This is a genomic window from Rhizobium sp. BK661 (assembly GCF_024808825.1).
Classification (GTDB): domain Bacteria; phylum Pseudomonadota; class Alphaproteobacteria; order Rhizobiales; family Rhizobiaceae; genus Rhizobium.
The window spans coordinates 1-2,434 of the sequence record NZ_JANTYT010000053.1; the positions used below are offsets into that span (position 1 = coordinate 1).

Sequence of the window (2,434 nt, forward strand, 5' to 3'; positions counted from 1 at the left end):
GCACCTGGCTCTGGTTGAAGGCCGGCGCGCTTGCCAGCTCGCGACGATCGGTCATCTCCATCCGGATGCCGTTTGCGCGTGCCTGTTCGGCCAGGCCTTCGCGCCAGCGCCGGAACGAGGCGATCGAGGTTTCGAGGCGCTCGCCATCCTCGGATCGCATCGCGACAATCGCATGGACATGCACGTGCGGTCGCTTGCCACCCTCGTGTTCCCGCTTCGGATCGTGCGCCGGATGGTGAAGGGAAAAGACATAGCGATGATGCTGGAATTCTGCCGCCAGGAAATCGCGCGCTGCCGATCGAAACGCCTCGGCATCGGTTCCTGATCTTGCCGACATCACAAGATGCATGACATCCCGGGGTTTGCGGCTGTGCAGTTCGCCGCGCCACTGCCGTTGCACGAGTTCGCCGGCCCTTTTGGCATCGGCAATCGTTTCGCCGCGGTCAGTTGTGACGGCGCCCGCCGACGTCTCCACCAGCTGGCGCAGCCTGGCCGTGCCATAGTCGACGCCATTGCCGTGGCCGGTGAAGCGCAACTGGATGTCAGCTGGCGCCCTGCCGACGTCTGCCAGTCGGCGCTGCACGATCTCCTCGGCCCTGGCATCGGCGCTCAGCCGCTCGCCGCTGCGATCGCGCAAGACCACCACACCGTCGATGCGGTACTGTCCCTGCCGCTCGGTGACCGCAAAGGCGAAGGACCGGTCGCCGAGCGCCGACGTCACAATATCCCCCGCCCAGGCATTCAGCGCTCGGCCCTCGCCGGGCTGGCCGGCGACGTCGATGCGGAAGGAGGCGATGTCGCGGCTTTCGGCGCGATTGCCCATCAAGTCAGCCCAATCGTCCGCAAGGGCGGTGAGCGCCTCGCGACCCAGCATCGTATCGCCTGCCTGGTTCTCCATCACAAGCTCGCCATTGCGCGAGATGTAGCTTGCCATCGCCGCCAGACGCCCGCCTCCGGCAAACGATGCCATCTTCACCACCGCGGGCTGGCTGCCGCTGGCAAGGGCTGTAAAGCGCGTCGCCATTGGCCGCAGCGCCGGTGCATGTCGCCCCATGCCAGGATAACCGCTGGCTCGCACCGTCATCCCGCGGCGGACACGGCTGCCGTCCTCAGCGATGCCGCGCCGGCGAGGCTCTTCATCGTCGGTTGCGCGCTTCCTGCCAGCCAGGCGCTCGTGCAGATAGGCGGCTCTGCGCTGCTCCCATTCCTCGGTAAAGGCGCCGAGAAAGATCTCCATCAGCCATCCCTCCTGATCGTGCGTCCCGGTCGGGCGGCAAGCCGATGCAGCTCCAGCATCAGCCCGGCAATGAGCGGCTGCAGCTCGCCAAGCGCAGCGACAATCTCGGGCGATCGTTTGTCCTGCCTTGAGAGCCGGACCAGACTGTTGAGGTTTACGCCGATTGCCCTGAGGTCACGGTGAAGGAGCTCGAAGACGGCGCGGTCCTCCTCGGTGAGCAACGGCAGGATGTCGGCGCCATCCAGTGTCAGCGAGCGGATGAAGGCCGACAGCGTCATGCCAGCTTGCCTGGCTGCATCCTCAGCCGCACTCCATTCGGAGGCGGCAAAGCGAGCATGCACGACACGGTCCTTGCGCTGCCGCAAGGCGCCTGCCGCCGATGTTGCCTGCCTGACGTGAGCCACTGGTGTAACCCTGATCGAACAGCCGCAGGCGCCATCGACGGCCCGTCCGTCGATCGTCAGCAAATTTGTATCACAAATTTGCGTATCCTGCCAAACCAATATAGACTGTTTTGGTTCGCATTTGCAACCCGTCACTGGATGCATACCCAGAGCGTGGAGGCGAGCCGGCGTATGGGAAAAGTCTTGTCTCGCCATCACGCCACCATGTCATGTGAATACACGATAGTTCGATGTAGCAAGAAAGTATTACTCTATGACATAGGCATAGCCTACTTTCACATTCTGTGGACACGTGTCCACATCTTACCGTCGTGAGCCATGCCCGATCGGTGGGTGCCCACGATGGGGCAGATTGTCCACATCGCAGGGTCAAAAACGACAGGCTGGACGAAACGCAAATACGAACTATAATGGTTCATATTCTGCGATATATCTGGCGGAGCTGACGATGTCCCTGATCTATGCAGTGGTAAGCAACAAGGGTGGCGCTGGGAAGACGACCTTGGCGACACTTCTGGCCGGGGAGTATGCGCTTGACGGGCGGCGTGTCCTGATGGTCGATGCCGATGGCCGCCAGAATCTCGCCGGCTGGTGGAAGCTGTGTCACGCCAAAGGCAACGTTCCTGGCAATATCGAGGTTACCATCGCGGCCACCCGCAAGGCGGTTGCTGAGACCATAGATCGATACCGCGATGCCTTTGATGTGATCCTGGTTGACGCCGCAGGGGTCGACAGTGTGCTGCAGACGACAATCATCCGATCCTCCGACGTGGTGTTGTCGCCGGTCCAGCCA

At 62.6% G+C, this 2,434-nt stretch carries 2 protein-coding genes and 1 pseudogene; 1 reads left to right on the plus strand and 2 read right to left on the minus strand.

The window, feature by feature from the left end:
* Positions 1-1,237 (minus strand): annotated as a pseudogene (locus tag FHX16_RS31340) (conjugal transfer protein TraA); the annotation flags it as partial.
* Entirely contained in the window at positions 1,237-1,704 is a 468-nt protein-coding gene (locus FHX16_RS31345) for a plasmid mobilization protein (protein ID WP_183864742.1), read from the minus strand. The gene FHX16_RS31345 and the pseudogene FHX16_RS31340, both read right to left, overlap by 1 nt.
* Positions 1,705-2,089: 385 nt before the next feature.
* Here FHX16_RS31345 and FHX16_RS31350 point away from each other — a divergent pair.
* The coding region (locus tag FHX16_RS31350) for a ParA family protein (RefSeq protein WP_259132232.1) at positions 2,090-2,434 on the plus strand (345 nt) is incomplete at its 3' end.